The following is a 13,038-nucleotide window of genomic DNA, read 5'->3' on the forward strand; positions in this document are numbered from 1 at the left end:
TCCGACAGTGGGTCCGGGGCGCCGGTTCGGGGGAAAGTTCCTGCTCAGCGCGTTGCGGTCGTCACGCGGCGGTCTTGCGGCCGACCTGGAAGGCGGCGTAGCCGCCGATGGCGAGGAACAGGAACGTCAGCGGGTTCACGCCTTCCTTCCAGCTGTCGATCACGTCGGAGGTCCGGTTCGTCAGGACGTCCACGACGCTCTCGGAGAGCTGGTCGGCGCCGTCGAGGGCGATGCCGAACAGCTGGCCGGCGAGCACGGCGGCCACGGAGACCAGGGTGGCGACGACCGGCAGGACGGCGTTGCGGCCGCCGAGCTTGCCGGCGGCGAAGCCGACCAGGGCGCCGACGCCGACCGCCGCGTAGCTGATCTCGTGGTGGGTGGCCTTGACGATCGCGCCGTAGACACCGGCGGCCGCGAGGCCGGCCACGACGGCGGCGAGGACACCCAGGGCCACGTTGCCGCCGCGGGCCGGCGCCTGGGCGGGGGCCGGGGTGTAGGACGAGGGCGCGGGCGGCTGGAAGTTCTGGCTCATGCGGGAAATCCCCCCCAGGGATTCGGGCGCACGTGTGCCCGGTGGGCATAAGTGCGAGATAAGTGACGCCGCAGGCTAGCAGGGGACTACGGCATTCGACGGAGGGATTTCGGTCGGATGATCGGGTGCGCGGCGGGATGTGATCGGACCGGGACCGGGCCGTGACCTGCGGTGGGGGTGGTCAGAGGCGGTGGGCCGCGCCCGCCGGGCTGGCGCCGCGGGTGTCGAGGAGGAGCTGGGCCTTCACCGCCAGGCCCTGCAGGTCGTACGTGCGGTGGTGCTGGAGCAGGATCGTCAGGTCGGCGTTCGCGGCGGCCTCGTACAGGGAGTCGGCACGCGGGACGGGCTGGTCGCGGACCCGCCAGCCCGCGATGTACGGGTCGTGGTAGCTGATCAGGGCGCCCAGGTCGAGCAGGCGGCTGGCGATCTCGCCGGCGGGTGAGCCCTCCTGGTCGGCGAGGTCGGGCTTGTAGGTGACGCCCAGCAGGAGGACGCGGGCGCCGCGGGCGGATTTGCCGTGCTCGTTCAGCAGGGTGGCGCAGCGCTGGATGACGTATTGCGGCATCCGGTCGTTGATCTCCTGCGCGAGGCCGACCATGCGCAGGGGGTGGCCGGGGGTGCGGGCGGTGTGGGGGAGGTAGTTCGGGTCGAGCGGGACGCCGTGGCCGCCGACGCCGGGGCCGGGCCGGAAGGCCTGGAACCCGTACGGCTTGGTCTCGGCGCAGCGGATCACGTCCCACAGGTCGACGCCGAGGTCGTGGCAGAGGACCGCCATCTCGTTCATGAGGGCGATGTTGACGTGCCGGTAGTTGGTCTCCAGGAGCTGCACGGTCTCGGCCTCGCGCAGGCCGCGGGCCCGGACGACCTTCTCGGTGAGGCGGGCGTAGAAGGCGTGCGCGGACTCGGTGCAGGCGGGGGTGAGGCCGCCGATGACCTTGGGGGTGTTGGCGATGGTGTGGGTGCGGTTGCCGGGGTCGAGGCGGCTGGGGGAGTAGGCCAGGTGGAAGTCGCGTCCGGCGCGCAGGCCGGAGCCCTCTTCGAGGATGGGCCGCAGGTAGTCCTCGGTGACCCCGGGGTGGGCGGCGGACTCCAGGATCACGGTGGTGTGCGGGCGCAGCCGGGCGGCGAGGGTGCGGCCGGCCGCGCCGACGGCGCCGAGGTCGAGCGCGCGGTCGGCGCCGAGCTGGGTGGGGGCGCAGATGACGGCCGTGCGGACCCGGCCGAGTTCGGCGGGGTTGGTGGTGACGCGGAAGCCGGCCGCCGACATACGGCGGATCTCGGCGGCGGTGAGGGGGCTGTCCGTGGCGGGGCCGCTGTCGTAGCCGACGGTCTCGATCCCGGCGGCGACGGCCGCCTGGGCGAGGGGGAGGCCGAGGTGGCCGAGTCCGATGACGGCGAGATCTGCGGGCATGGGGGGCCGTCCCTTCCCTTCCCTGGCATGCATGAGGGGGCGGTGCGCGCAAGTCCTGTGGACGAATGGAGCTGGCGCAATGTCAGACTAGGCGTATATATGACAGATATGTCGCATTCTGGGGGTGTGGCCATCCCTGTGTTGTCCACAGCCGGTGGCTGATGTCGGTGCGGCCGGTCAGAATCGGAAAACGGGAGATGTGAGCGGGATCACCCGCATCGAGCGGGTTCGCCCGCACCAACGGGAGGCAGCCGTGAGGACAGCGACACTGGGGCCCGCGCAGCGCGCGGAAGCCCTCGCCGGGATGGCCGAGCGGGAACTGGACGTGCTGGTCGTCGGCGCGGGGGTGGTCGGCGCCGGCACCGCGCTCGACGCGGTGACCAGGGGCCTGTCGACCGGGCTGGTGGAGGCGCGCGACTGGGCGTCGGGGACGTCGAGCCGGTCCAGCAAGCTCATCCACGGGGGCCTGCGCTATCTGGAGATGCTCGACTTCGCCCTGGTCCGCGAGGCCCTCAAGGAGCGCGGGCTGCTGCTGGAGCGGCTCGCCCCGCACCTGGTGAAGCCGGTGCCGTTCCTGTACCCGCTCCAGCACAAGGTGTGGGAGCGGTTCTACGCGGGCTCGGGCGTCGCCCTGTACGACGCGATGTCGGTCTCCAGCGGGCACGGGCGCGGCCTGCCCACGCACCGGCACCTGTCGCGCAAGCGGGCGCTGCGGATCGCCCCGGCGCTGCGCAAGGACGCCCTGGTGGGGGCCCTGCAGTACTACGACGCCCAGATGGACGACGCCCGCTACGTGACCACGCTGGTCCGGACGGCCGCTGCGTACGGGGCGCACTGCGCCAACGGGGCGAAGGTCGTCGGCTTCCTGCGCGAGGGCGAACGGGTGGTCGGGGCCCGCGTGCGCGACGTGGAGAGCGGCGGCGAATACGAGATCCGCGCCAAGCAGGTGGTGAACGCGACCGGGGTGTGGACGGACGACACCCAGGCGCTGATCGGAGAACGCGGACAGTTCCATGTGCGGGCGTCCAAGGGCATCCACCTCGTGGTCCCGAAGGACCGGATCCACTCCAACACCGGACTGATCCTGCGGACCGAGAAGTCGGTGCTGTTCGTGATCCCCTGGGGGCGGCACTGGATCGTGGGCACCACGGACACGGACTGGGACCTGGACAAGGCGCACCCGGCGGCGTCGAGCGCCGACATCGACTACCTGCTGGAGCACGTGAACTCGGTGCTGGCGGTGCCGCTCACCCGGGACGACGTCCAGGGCGTCTACGCCGGCCTGCGGCCGCTGCTGGCGGGGGAGTCCGACGCGACGAGCAAGCTCTCGCGCGAGCACACCGTGGCCCACCCGGTGCCGGGACTGGTGGTGGTGGCCGGCGGCAAGTACACGACGTACCGGGTGATGGCCAAGGACGCCGTGGACGAGGCGGTGCACGGGCTGGACCAGCGGGTCGCCCAGTGCGTCACGGAGGACGTCCCCCTGGTGGGGGCCGAGGGCTACCGCGCCCTGTGGAACGGCCGGGCCCGCATCGCCGCGCGGACGGGCCTGCATGCGGTGCGGGTGGAGCACCTGCTGAACCGGTACGGGTCGCTGACGGAGGAACTACTCGAGCTGATCGCGGCCGACCCGGCGCTGGGGGAGCCGGTGACCGGGGCGGAGGACTACCTCCGGGCGGAGATCGTCTACGCCGCTTCGCACGAGGGGGCCCGCCACCTGGACGACGTGCTGACCCGGCGGACCCGCATCTCGATCGAGACCTTCGACCGGGGGACCCGCTCGGCGCGCGAATGCGCGGAACTGGTGGCTCCGGTGCTGGGCTGGGACAAGCGGCAGATCGAGAACGAAGTGGAGCACTACGAGAAGAGAGTTCAGGCGGAGCGCGAATCGCAGCGCCAGCCGGACGACCAGACGGCCGACGCGGCCCGGCTGGGGGCGCCCGACATCGTGCCGTTGTAACTCCGCGATCCGGACGGGGGAACCGCTGGCCCCGGGGCTCCCGTCCGATGCGGAGTGAGCAACAATGAGGTTTCTGCCGGGGTGGGTTACCTTGCCCCCGGTGGCTGCCGGGGGCAGCCGGGGCAGGCTGCACGATCGCAGAGGGGACGCATGTCGAAGCCGGAGCACACCGAGTCGCCTGCCGAGGCGCCTGGGGCGAAGCGTGAGGGTGACGGTGCCTCCGGGGGCGGTGGTGCGGTGAAGCCGGCCGCCCAGACCGGATCTGACGTTGCGCAGGCCGACGCCGCACGGGCGGAGGCCGACGGTCCCGCGGCGGAGCCCGCCGCCGCGTCCGTGCCCCGGCCGAGGTCCGAGGCGGGCCGGCCGAAGCAGCCCGAGGCCCCCGAGCCCGGTGCGGAGAAGGCTTCTGACACCCCGCCGGACGAGCAGCCCGCCGCCACGAAGCCCCCGTCCGGCGCCGCGAAGTCCCCGTCCGGCGCCGCGGAGCAGGACGCGAAGCCGGCGCCCGCGGACAAGGCGCCCGCGGACAAGGCGGCTTCGGGGGCCGGGTCCGAGGGTGCGGAGCCCGCCTCCGGGAGCGTTTCCGGCGCTGCGGCAGCCCGGGGTGCCGAGGAGCCCGCCGGGAAGCCGGCGCCCGGCGGCGGGCAGCGCGGCGCCAAGCCCGCGTCCGGAAACCGGGCCACGGCCCCCGCGACGGGGGACGGCACGGCACCGACGCCCGAGGAGGCCCGGCCCGCCGTGGCGGAGGCCGCGCCGCAGGACGCCGGGGCGAAGCCGGCGTCCGCGGGCGGGAAGGGCGGCACGGCCGGGGTGGGCGCCCCCGAGGACGTGGAGCCCGCGGACGAGGAGGGCCCGCAGGACGCCGACGCGGCGGGCGGGGAGCGCAAGGGCAGGCTGCTCGCGGGGCGGTACCGGCTCGGGGCCGTGCTCGGCAGGGGCGGCATGGGAACGGTGTGGCGGGCCGAGGACGAGGTGCTCGGCCGGACCGTCGCCGTCAAGGAACTCCGCTTCGGCGGCGGCGTCGACGAGGACGAGAAGCGCCGCCTCATCACCCGTACCCTCCGCGAGGCCAAGGCCATCGCGCGCATCCGCAACGAGGGCGCCGTCACCGTCTACGACGTCGTCGACGAAGACGCCCGGCCCTGGATCGTCATGGAGCTCATCGAGGGTCCCTCCCTCGCCGAGTTCGTCCGGGAGAACGGCCCGCTGTCCCCGCGCCGCGCCGCCGAGGTCGGCCTCGCCGTGCTCGACGTCCTGCGCGCCGCGCACCGCCAGGGCATCCTGCACCGCGACGTGAAACCGTCCAACGTGCTCATCGCCGCCAGCGGCCGCGTCGTCCTCACCGACTTCGGCATCGCCCAGGTCGAGGGAGACCCCTCCATCACCTCCACCGGCATGCTCGTCGGCGCCCCCTCTTACATCTCCCCCGAGCGCGCCCGCGGCTACAAGCCCGGCCCGCCCGCCGACATGTGGTCCCTCGGCGGGCTGCTGTACGCCGCCGTGGAGGGCGTGCCCCCGTACGACAAGGGCTCGGCGCTCGCCACCCTCACCGCGGTGATGACCGAGGCGGTGGACCCGCCCAAGAACGCCGGTCCGGCCCTGACCGAGGTCATCTACGGCCTGCTGGTCAAGGACCCGGCGATGCGGCTGGACGAGGACCGCGCCCGGTCGATGCTCACCGCCGTGATCAACGCGCCCGAGCCGCTCCCGGCCCCCGAGCCCGTCCCGGTGGAGGAGACCCGCCCGATCTCCCTCACCAAGGCCGATGCGGAGGCCGAGAAGGCCGCCGAGAAGGCGGCGAAGAAGGAGCGGGAGCGGCGCGAGCGCGAGCAGCGCGACCGTGCCCGCGCCGCGCTGAAGGCCACCCGTAAGGCGGCGGCGGCCCAGGCCGCGGCCGCCTCCGCCGCCGAGGCCCCGAAGCGTCCCTCGACGGTGGCCCCGGCCTCCCTCACCGACGTGATGCCGCGCCGCACCATCGCCCTCGCGATAGCCGGCGTGCTCGTGGTCCTGGCGGTCATCGGCTCGCTCATCGCGTACGCGGTCAGCGGTCAGGACGACAAGGACGGCCGCAAGGACGAGGGCCAGGGCGGCAGCCCGGGCCCGGTCGCCTCCGCCGGCCAGTCCCCGGGCAACTCCCCGGCCGCGTCCCAGGCTTCCTCGCCGAGCCCGACCCCGGTCCAGAGCCAGGGCGGCAGCCCGAGCCCGGCCGCGTCCGGCGCGAACCCCGGCACCGACCCCGCCCAGAGCCAGGGGCAGAGCCAGGGCCAGGGCGCCAGCCCGGGCGGCCCCGGGGGCGGGGCGGGCCTGCCCGCCGGGTTCACCACGGTGACGGACCCGCGCTTCCGGTTCGCCATGGCGATGCCCGAGGGCTTCCACCAGACCGGCACGGCCGGCAAGAGCTCGGGCGCGATATACAGCCGCTCCGGCGGCTTCCCCCGTATTCAGGTCGACCACACCGACAGCCCGGGCAGTGACGCCCGGGCCGCCTGGGCCGAGATGGTCCCGGGCGTGGCCGGCAGCAGCAGGAACTACCGGCAGATCCGCCTCGAAACCGTCTCGTACCGCAACTACCCGACCGTCGCGGACCTGGAGTTCGAGCGCGAGGACCAGGGCATGAGGACCCGCGTGCTCGACCGCGGCTTCAGGGCGGACGCCAACAACGGCTACGCCATCATGATCAGCTGCCCGGCCGACCAGTGGGACGGCCCCGAGTGCACGCAGATCCGCAACACCGCCTTCGACACCTTCCAGCAGTTGGGCTGATGGCCCTCGCAAGCCCGGGACGCGGGCGGCCCGGGCCACGTATCGTGTCAGCGGGGGCCAAGGGGAACCCACCGCACTCGGGGGAGGCGAAGTGGAGGACTACGCCGGCCGGATCCTGGCCGACCGCTACCGTCTGCCGTTGCCTCCGTCCGACGAGTACGAACTGCTGGAGACCCGCGCCTTCGACACCCGCAGCGGGCAGGAAGTCCTCGTCCGGCACGTGCCGTTGCCGGAGGTCGTGGACGCCGAACTGCTCGACGGCACCCGTGCGGCGCCGTCCGCCGCCGGGGAACTCCCCGCCGTTCGGCGGGCGATAGCCGCGGCCCAGGCCGCCGCCTCCGTACCGGACCATCCCCGCCTGGACCAGGTCTTCGACGTGTTCGCCGAGGACGGCTCGCTGTGGATAGTGAGCGAACTCGTCCCCGCCAGGCCGCTGGCCGCGCTGATCGCCGACGAGCCGATGAACCCGTACCGGGCGGCGGAGGTGGCCTCGGACGTGCTGACCGCGCTGCGCGTGCTGCACGCGCACGGGTGGACGCACCGCAACATCACGGTCCGGACCGTGCTGATATGCGAGGACGGCCGCGTCGTCCTCACCGGGCTCGCCGCCGGCGCCGCCGAGGACGCCCTGTGCGGCTACGACCCGGTGCCGCCCGGGGAGCTCGGCGACGAGGGCACGGACGCCCCCGCCGCGCCCCGGCAGCCCGTGTACGCCCCGCTGGTGGCGCCCGGGTACGACACGGGGCCGCGCTACTCCGACCACATCCTCCCGGACCGCGAGCCCGAGCCCGAGCCCCCGGCCCCGCCCGCACCCCCCGCCCGGCCCGCGGGGAGCCGTGACGAGGCCGTGGCCGCGGCCCGCGCCGGGACGGTCGCCGCCTACCGGGCCGGCTCGCGCGCGGCCGCCGAGAAGGTGGCGCAGGAGCGCGGGGTACGGGGCCCGGTGGTCGTCCCGCAGCTGCCGCCGACCGGGGCCAACCTGCCGCAGGAGTACGCGTACCCGTACGGCGGCCCGGACACCCCCTGGCACGGAGCCGCCCCCCGCCGCCCGGCGGACCCCGAACGCCAACAGCCCCCCGACCACGACCAGCCCCCGCAGCCGGAGCCGCACCCGCGCCCGGAGCAGGGTTCTTACCCGCAGCTGGAGGCGCATCCGCAGCCGGAGCACAGTTCCTACCGGCAGCCGGAGGCTCATCCCCAGCCGGAGCAGGCCCCCTACCGGCAGGCGAAGCCGCATCCGCAGGGGGAGCTGGGTCCTCACCCGCAGCCGGACCAGCCCCCGGGCCCCGGGCCGCAGTGGCCGGAGCCGCCCCCCGCCCCGCCCCGCCCCACGCTCCCGGCGGCTCTCGCGCTCCCGCAGGGCTACCGCCAGGCCGACCCCCCGGCGCCCGCCGCCCGCCCGGGCGAGGGCCGGCCGCAGCCCGCGGGCGGGGCCCGGGAGGGAAACCCGTCCGACACCACCGAGGCTCTGCCCGTCGTCCCGGGCAGCCGTGCTGCCGAAGCCGCCGCCCCCGTCCCCCCGGCCCCTGGGGCCGGGGGGCGGGGTGGGGGCTGGGGGGCGGGCAGGGGGGTGGCGGTCCTCGGAGTGGGCTGGACGCCGAGCGGGCGCGGCAGACGCGGATGGCCGTCGTCGGGGCCGTCACCGAGCGCTGGGCCCCCGAACAGGCCGGCGCCGTCCACGGCGGCCCCTGGCAGCTGGCCGCCCCCGTCGGCCCCGCCACCGACCTCTGGGCCCTCGGTGCCCTGCTGTACCGGGCCGTCCAGGGACACGCCCCGTACCCCGAAGAGAGCGTCGCGGAGCTCGTGGACATGGTCTGCGCCGAGCCCCCCGCCTTCGCCGAGGAGTGCGGCCCGCTGCGTCCCGTCGTGGAGTCCCTGCTGCGCCAGGACCCCACCGAGCGCCCCGACTTCGAGGAACTGCGCGGCTGGCTGCGCTCGCTGGTCCGCTCCGCCCCGGAGCCCGACGGCGACTTCGTGTTCCCGCTGCCCGAGCCCGACCCCGCCCGCCTGCCCGAGGTGCGCCGCCGCGGGGACCTGCACGGCCGCCACCGCAACCCCGACGCCCCCCGCAAGCCCCGCTCCCTCGGCCGGACCCTGCTGGTCGCCGTCCTGGCGCTGCTCGTGGGCGGGGTGGCGTACGCGATGCTGTTCCTGCCGGGCGCCGGCGACCAGGACGCCGGCCGGGCCCAGCAGCCCACGGCCGTCCAGAGCCCGGCGCCCCCCTCCCCGGCGCCGCCCGGGACGCAGAAGCCCCCGCAGCAGTCGCCGTCCCCGGCCGCCCCGTCCTCCGGCACGCAGCCGCCCGCACAGCCGCCCGCGCAGCAGGCCCCCGAGGGCTACACCCTCCAGCAGGACCCGGCGCACTTCACGATCGCCGTTCCCAACGGCTGGGAGCGCCAGTCCATCAACGAGGCGGGCCAGGTGCGCTACACCCAGGGCCAGTTCACCCTCATCGTGGTCCCGGGCCGCGACCGGGTGGAGGGCGGCTCCCCGGACCCGCTCGGCTACCAGAAGGACAAGGAGGCGGAGCTGGCCCCGTACCGCAATTCCACCTGGGCCTCCGGCGGGGACGTGAAGTCCACCAGGGTGGGCCAGCAGTTGCGCGTGACCGGCCGCTACACCTGGATCGACGCGGCGGGCCGCTCCCTGTTCGCCCGCAACTTCGTGGTCGCGCTCGGCGGCAGCTACCACGTGGTCATGGTCACGGGTCCGGAGGACAACCAGGACAGGGTCACGGACGTCTTCGACAAGGCCACGGCCAGTTACCAGGCCGGAGGCTGACGGCCGATCAGTACGGCGATTGCGTCACAGTGCTGTCTCACGGGCCCCGCCCGGTTCCGGCACCGCCCGCAGGCTCCGTAATCTGGCCCGGAGTGCACAGAGCGGCGGGAATTCGTGGAACAGCAGACAGGCGCGGGCGCGGTGCTCGCGGGCCGTTACCGGCTCGTGGAACCCATCGGCAGCGGGGGCATGGGCAAGGTGTGGCGCGCCCATGACCAGCTGCTGCACAGGACGGTCGCCGTCAAGGAGCTGACGGCGGCCCTGTACGTGGCCCAGGCCGACCGGGAGGTCCTGTACGCCCGGACGCAGAAGGAGGCCCGCGCGGCGGCGCGGATCCAGCATCCCGCGGTCGTCACGGTGCACGACGTCCTGGAGCACGACGACCGGCCGTGGATCGTCATGGAGTACATCGACGGCCCTTCCCTCGCGGAGGCCGCCAAGGCGGCCGGGCGGATCGAGCCCCGTGAGGCGGCGCGGATCGGCCTCCACGTCCTGGGCGCGCTGCGCGCCGCGCACGCGGTCGGCGTGATGCACCGGGACGTGAAGCCGGGCAACGTGCTGCTGGCCAAGGACGGCCGGGTGCTGCTCACCGACTTCGGGATCGCGGCGATCGAGGGGGACTCCTCCATCACCCGGACGGGTGAACTCGTGGGTTCCATCGACTACCTGGCCCCGGAGCGGGTGACGGGCGGCGCCCCCGACCCGTCCTCGGACCTGTGGTCCCTGGGCGCGACCTTGTACACGGCCGTCGAGGCCCGCTCGCCCTTCCGCCGGACCTCGCCGATCTCCAGCCTCCAGGCCGTGGTCAACGACGAGCCGCCGGTCCCGCGCCAGTCCGGTCCCCTCGGCCCGGTCATCACCGCGCTGCTGCGCAAGGACCCGGCCGAGCGCCCCTCGGCGGGCGAGGCCGAGCGGATGCTGATCGAGGCCATGGAAGGCCGGGAGCCCAGGGCCGCGCAGGCGTACGTGCCCACCCGCGTGGTGAGCGCCGAGGAGCGGGCCCCCGCCCGCGCGGACGCCGCCCCGCAGCCGCACCAGCACCAGCAGCCGCACCAGCACCAGCAGCCGCACCAGCAGCCACACCAGCCCCAGTACCCCCACCCCGGTCCCGCGCCCGCCCCGACCGCCACCCTGCCCGAGCCGGCGACGGCGGTCGCCGGGCGGCCGCCCGGCCGGGTCAAGAAGGTCGCGGCGGTCGCCGTGGTCGCGGCGTTGCTCGGCGGCGGCGGGGTCTTCGGCCTGCTGAGGCTGACCGGCGGGGACGACGGCCCCGGCTCGGACAAGAACGCCTCGGTCCCCGACGGGCAGGACGAGGCCGACGCCCCGCCGGCCGGCTACACCGAGGTCACCGACCCGGAGGGCTTCACGCTGTTCGTGCCGAAGGGCTGGAAGCGGCGGCTGAACGGCAACCAGATCGACTACACCCCGGACGAGGGCAAGCACTTCATCCGGATCGCGATGGACCCGACGCCCGACTACCCGAACCCGTACATGCACCTGCTCGACATGGAGAAGCAGCTCAAGGAGCGGACGGACTACAAGCGGCAGGCGCTGAACCAGAACACCTTCCACGACAGCACCCGCGCCGCCCTGTGGGACTTCAGCTGGACGGAGAAGGGGGCCCTCGCCGGGCCCCGGCGGGCGATCGACCAGATGTACATCGCCCCGGACGGCACCGAGTACGGGGTGTACATGTCGGGTCCGGCGGCCGACTGGGAGACCACCCGGACCCAGTTCGACGTGGTCCTGAGCGGCTGGGAGCCGGCGCCGAAGAAGAAGTGAGCGGGGGCGGACCGTTCCGCCCGGCCCCGGCCATCGTGCCAGCGATTACTGGCAGACTTGGCAAAATCCGGTTACCCACGGGTACCCAAAGCCCCCGGGGCGGCATACGCTCACCGCCATGACGGACTCGAAGGCTGCTGCCGCCCCCCTCCGCTCCGCACCCCGGCCCACCAACCCGGTCGCCCCGGCCCCGGCGGGCGCCCGCACCGCCGCCGACGTGGTGACCCCCGCCCTGATCACCCGGCTCACCCGCGGGGTCACCGGCTCCGGCAGCACCGCCAACCACACCCCCTTCACCGGGGCCAAGCTGGCGGACCTCCCCGAGGCCACCCCCGAGGACGTGGCCGAGGCCTTCGCCAAGGCCCGCGCCGCCCAGCCCGCCTGGGCCGCCGTCCCCGTACGGCAGCGCGCCGCCGTCCTGCTCCGCTTCCACGACCTGGTCCTCGCCCGCCAGTCCGAGGTCCTCGACCTCATCCAGCTGGAGACCGGCAAGGCCCGCCTGCACGCCCACGAAGAGGTCCAGGCCGTCGCGGTCGCCGCCCGCCACTACGGCCGCAAGGCCCCCGCCTACCTGCGCCCCAAGGGCCACACCGGCGCCATGCCCACCCTCACCAAGGTCACCGAGCTGCGCCAGCCGCGCGGGGTCGTCGGCCAGATCGCCCCCTGGAACTACCCGCTCGAACTCTCCGTCGGCGACGCCCTGCCCGCCTTCGTCTCCGGCAACGCCGTCGTCATGAAGCCCGACACCGAGACCGCCCTGACCGCCCTGTGGGCCCGCGACCTGCTCATCGAGGCCGGGCTGCCCGCGGAGGTCTTCCAGGTCGTCCTCGGCGAGGGCCCCGTCGTCGGCCCCGAGGTGGTCCGGCACGCCGACTACGTCTCCTTCACCGGCTCCACCCGCACCGGCCGCGAGGTCGCCCAGGGCGCCGCCGCCCGCCTCGTCGGGGTCTCCCTCGAACTCGGCGGCAAGAACCCCATGCTCGTCCTGCACGACGCCGACGTGGAGAAGGCCGCCGCCGGAGCCGTCCGCGCCTGCTTCTCCTCCGCCGGACAGCTGTGCATCTCCATCGAGCGGCTCTACGTGCACGCCTCCATAGCCGACGCCTTCCTGGAGCGCTTCGCCGCCCGCACCAAGGCCATGCGGCTCGGCAACTCCCTCGCCTACGGCGCCGACATGGGCTCCCTCGTCGGCGAACGCCAGCTGGAGAACGTACGGCGGCACGTGGACGAGGCCGTCGCCAAGGGCGCCACCCTCGTCGCCGGCGGCGTGGCCCGCCCCGACATCGGCCCCCTCTTCTACGAGCCCACCATCCTCGACGGCGTCGAGGCCCCCATGGCGGTCTGCGCCGAGGAGACCTTCGGCCCGGTCGTCTCCGTCTACCGGTTCACCGACGAGGACGAGGTCATCGCCCAGGCCAACGCCACCGCCTACGGCCTCAACTCCAGCGTCTGGACCAAGGACGCCCGCCGCGGCCACGCGGTCGCCGCCCGCCTGCGCACCGGCACCGTCAACATCAACGACGGATACGCCCCCGCCTACGGCAGCGCCCAGGCCCCCATGGGCGGCATGAAGGACTCCGGGCTCGGCCGCCGGCACGGCTCCGAAGGCATCCTCAAGTACACCGAGGCCCAGACCGTGGCCCACCAGCGGCTGCTGCCGATGGCGCCCTCGCTGGGCATGGACGACGCGAAGTACGCCGAGTTCATGACCCGCAGCCTCAAGGTCCTCAAGGCACTCCGCTTCCGCTAGACCCCACCACCCCCCCGCAGCAGCACCCCAGGGCACCAGGCACGACCGACCGCCGGGAG

General features: G+C 74.5%; 7 protein-coding genes. 5 read left to right on the forward strand and 2 right to left on the reverse strand.

Going from position 1 to position 13,038, the window contains the following annotated elements; translation table 11 throughout:
• Positions 1 to 61: 61 nt before the first annotated feature.
• Both BX286_RS22405 and BX286_RS22410 read right to left on the reverse strand, forming a co-directional pair.
• Positions 62 to 532: a hypothetical protein gene (locus tag BX286_RS22405; RefSeq protein ID WP_079429341.1), complete on the reverse strand. Its 471-nt coding sequence runs from the start codon at positions 530 to 532 to the stop codon at positions 62 to 64.
• Positions 533 to 713: 181 nt separating this feature from the next.
• Positions 714 to 1,943, reverse strand: coding sequence for a nucleotide sugar dehydrogenase (locus BX286_RS22410; protein WP_079429342.1), 1,230 nt, complete (start codon positions 1,941 to 1,943; stop codon positions 714 to 716).
• Between the two features lie 253 nt (positions 1,944 to 2,196).
• Between BX286_RS22410 and BX286_RS22415 the strand changes: the two genes are divergently transcribed.
• The 5 genes from BX286_RS22415 to BX286_RS22435 all read left to right on the forward strand — a co-directional run bounded on the left by BX286_RS22415 (position 2,197) and on the right by BX286_RS22435 (position 12,979).
• The gene (locus BX286_RS22415; protein WP_079429343.1) at positions 2,197 to 3,903 is read left to right on the forward strand and encodes a glycerol-3-phosphate dehydrogenase/oxidase; all 1,707 of its coding nucleotides are present in this window, start codon (positions 2,197 to 2,199) and stop codon (positions 3,901 to 3,903) included.
• Positions 3,904 to 4,053: 150 nt separating this feature from the next.
• Positions 4,054 to 6,666, forward strand: a complete 2,613-nt coding sequence (locus BX286_RS22420) for a serine/threonine protein kinase (RefSeq protein WP_121016135.1) — start codon at positions 4,054 to 4,056, stop codon at positions 6,664 to 6,666.
• Between the two features lie 1,620 nt (positions 6,667 to 8,286).
• Positions 8,287 to 9,447, forward strand: coding sequence for a hypothetical protein (locus tag BX286_RS37510; protein ID WP_261993494.1), 1,161 nt, complete (start codon positions 8,287 to 8,289; stop codon positions 9,445 to 9,447).
• A 114-nt stretch (positions 9,448 to 9,561) separates the two neighbouring features.
• Positions 9,562 to 11,229 carry a serine/threonine-protein kinase gene (locus BX286_RS22430; protein ID WP_121016137.1) on the forward strand — a complete coding sequence of 556 codons (1,668 nt, stop codon included), beginning with the start codon at positions 9,562 to 9,564 and terminating at the stop codon, positions 11,227 to 11,229.
• 118 nt (positions 11,230 to 11,347) lie between these two features.
• Entirely contained in the window at positions 11,348 to 12,979 is a 1,632-nt protein-coding gene (locus tag BX286_RS22435; RefSeq protein ID WP_121016139.1) for a succinic semialdehyde dehydrogenase, read from the forward strand.
• The last annotated feature ends 59 nt before the right edge of the window (positions 12,980 to 13,038 follow it).

Origin of the sequence: Streptomyces sp. 3211.6 (assembly GCF_003634815.1) — a bacterium.
Taxonomy (GTDB): domain Bacteria; phylum Actinomycetota; class Actinomycetes; order Streptomycetales; family Streptomycetaceae; genus Streptomyces; species Streptomyces katrae_A.